The organism is Psychrobacillus sp., from assembly GCF_056205495.1.
On the sequence record NZ_JBAEAP010000590.1, the window covers coordinates 1 to 2,520 of the forward strand.

Here is a 2,520-nt window from a genome sequence, read left to right on the forward strand (position 1 = left end):
ACCGCATCTTAAGCGAACAAATGATTCCTGGAGAGTCGATGAAACATACATCAAAGTAAAAGGGCAATGGATGTATTTGTATCGTGCAGTCGATTCTGAAGGGAACACAATTGAATTTCATCTGAGTAAAACAAGAGTCGAATCCGTTCTATGTTAGGGTTAAAAACGTTTGCTACAGCCAAACAGGTTATCTGTGGAATTTGATGTGTTCACATTAAAAACCTCCAGTAAATCTACCTATAGTGTAAAAATTCAGAAAATATAATTGTGTTGTGTATATGGCTTTTAGCGAATGATCTACTAGTGTTAGTCGCCCGCTCACTTCAGATAGCAAGGCGAAGTCTTGTTAAAGTACATAGACTTCACTTTAACCTGGGGTAAATCTGCTTAATTCCTAGTAAGTGATTTTTAATGACCAGTCAGAGTCCAAGGTACTTCGGGCCTTTGAAACTGGTAGAAATTTAATTTAGTGTGGCAATTTTATTTATGAAATAGATACGGTCTCAGATGGGGAAACTGTTACAATGCAATGGTTTCTATTCATAGATATAACTCAATTGCAATTATTTTTACCATCTAACCAAGCAATAAAAGATGCTTTTGGAAATCTGATTAGAGTTCCTATAAGGATTGTATGAAAAGAATCCGACAATGGTACAGACTTTAATAGTAATGGTATGGAAGATAGCCAACACGTTTTTTTAGATTTAGATGGCAATACGGTACCTGATTTATTCTAAAAGCCTATATAGGAGAAAAAATTTATAAAAAATTTTCTGAGCATGTAGGTTAATCTAGTTACAATTAAATATGATGTTCGGCGCCCCATGGGTCATCAAAACGAGTTCTACACTAGCAGAAACAATTTAATATTAAGTAACGAAAAAGAACACATTTTACTGCCTTTAAAGGGGCTGTAGCTGTGTTCTTTCGTTGTAAATATGCAAAGCTCCTGTAACGGTATTGAAGCGTGCTGAGTAGAGCTAGGCTAGTTATTTGAACCATTCAGCCATTGTAAAAAAGACTGCTTGGGAATTTTAATGAGTGGGCCGATACGAACGGTATGAAAAGCACCTGATTTTGCAAGGTCGTATGCTTTTGTTGTACCAATCCCTAAAATCGTTTGAATGTCTTTGACGCTTAACACATCATGGTAGTTTTGCAGTTCAATCATGTTATCACCTCTACTTTCAGATCCTTCGGCTATCGAGCTAACATATACCTTTATTGTAAAAGTTTTAGGTTGAGAAAGCGAACTCGCTTAAGGCTTATTAAAAGCAATACAATCTAAATAACTGCTATGCTGTGTGAGTAGATATAGTATTCCTTTATATTGCTACATTTAGCATTAAGCTACGGGTTGTAGTTGTTGAATAAGCTCCAATTGCTCAATATAGAATTGTAGCTCTTGTTCATTAGCGCTTTCTACATACGACTGGAATTCATCTTCAGTAAGATTTGTGATGAATTGATAGTATTGAAAAGCATACTCGCTGTCTCCTTGATAAATAAGCTCGCTGTTGTTTTCATTAATCCATGTAGGTAATCCATTGCCTACAAACTTAAAAATCTTAGGTTTCTTTAATCCACGGCTTGCTAAATAGCGGTGGTTCTCATTGTTAAGGCGAGAATCATATATCCCTTTTTTCATATAGCTTGCAATCTTTTGTACATCAAGTGGATTTTTATTCGAGCGTTTAAAATCTAAGTGACCATGCTGCCACTTCTTTTTTAAGAGGACGGCATAGGAACGTGGAATATGACAAAGTACATGAAAGTGAATAGAGCCATCTTTTTGGTATTCTTGTACGCCCAAATAACGTAAATCTACATTGTCATCTAAGCATTCTCCATCTTTTGTGCCACGCTTTAGATTCTTCCAAAAGTTCGTAAACTTAGTACGACAAGTAGCTGTATCTGTAATATTAAAATCACAATGTTGCTTATCAAATGTTAGCGTTAAAAAAGTGTAACCATTTGAGAAGTTCGCATATAGTAATCGTTTAAAAGTCCGTAGCGTATTAGCGATTGAGTGTGCTCTTACTTCAGCTTGATGCTCTAACTCTTCTTCAGAGAAACCCCTGTCTAATTTGGAAGCCTTACTTTTACGACCGCTATTACGATTGTGTGCTCTTCTAATGGCAGCTCGTATAACTACTTCAGCATACATGCCACTTAATCTAATAAGAATCTCGTTCATTATTAAAACCTGCCTTATTTCTATACTTATAATCGTTTTCTCTTAATAAAAATGTCCGTAATTAATTACTAATATCAAGTCAAGAGCAAGGCCACTGCTCGTAGTTAGAATCCCTAATATCTGGTATTACTTTTTGTTGTTCGAACACTTATAATTGTAGGGAATGATGGCTAATTTTTAAAACAGCATAAGAGGGTGCAAGCGCTGATCATTAACGTTAAAATATAATGAGCATATAAAATCGATTACTTATCGTAAAATTGCTCAAATTTGCTCCATCTAGCTCCACGAGAAGTAGATTCGAAAAATAAAATTTTAAA

At 35.2% G+C, this 2,520-nt stretch carries 2 protein-coding genes and 1 pseudogene; 1 reads left to right on the plus strand and 2 read right to left on the minus strand.

What is annotated here, in order from left to right; genetic code table 11:
• Positions 1 to 136, plus strand: a pseudogene (locus AC06OU_RS16580) (DDE-type integrase/transposase/recombinase); the annotation flags it as partial.
• 852 nt (positions 137 to 988) lie between these two features.
• Here the strand turns inward: AC06OU_RS16580 and AC06OU_RS16585 are convergent.
• Together AC06OU_RS16585 and AC06OU_RS16590 are read right to left on the minus strand one after the other, a co-directional pair.
• Positions 989 to 1,174 (minus strand): helix-turn-helix domain-containing protein, encoded by a 186-nt coding sequence (locus tag AC06OU_RS16585; protein WP_475857253.1) that lies wholly within the window; start codon positions 1,172 to 1,174, stop codon positions 989 to 991.
• Between the two features lie 174 nt (positions 1,175 to 1,348).
• Complete coding sequence (locus AC06OU_RS16590; protein ID WP_475857255.1) at positions 1,349 to 2,200, minus strand: rolling circle replication-associated protein; 852 nt, start codon at positions 2,198 to 2,200, stop codon at positions 1,349 to 1,351.
• Between the last annotated feature and the right edge of the window lie 320 nt (positions 2,201 to 2,520).

Bases quoted from the DNA above. Each gene is read 5' to 3' on its own strand.
- AC06OU_RS16590 (WP_475857255.1), bottom strand. From the start codon at position 2,200: ATGAACGAGATTCTTATTAGATTAAGTGGCATGTATGCTGAAGTAGTT.
- AC06OU_RS16585 (WP_475857253.1), bottom strand. From the start codon at position 1,174: ATGATTGAACTGCAAAACTACCATGATGTGTTAAGCGTCAAAGACATT.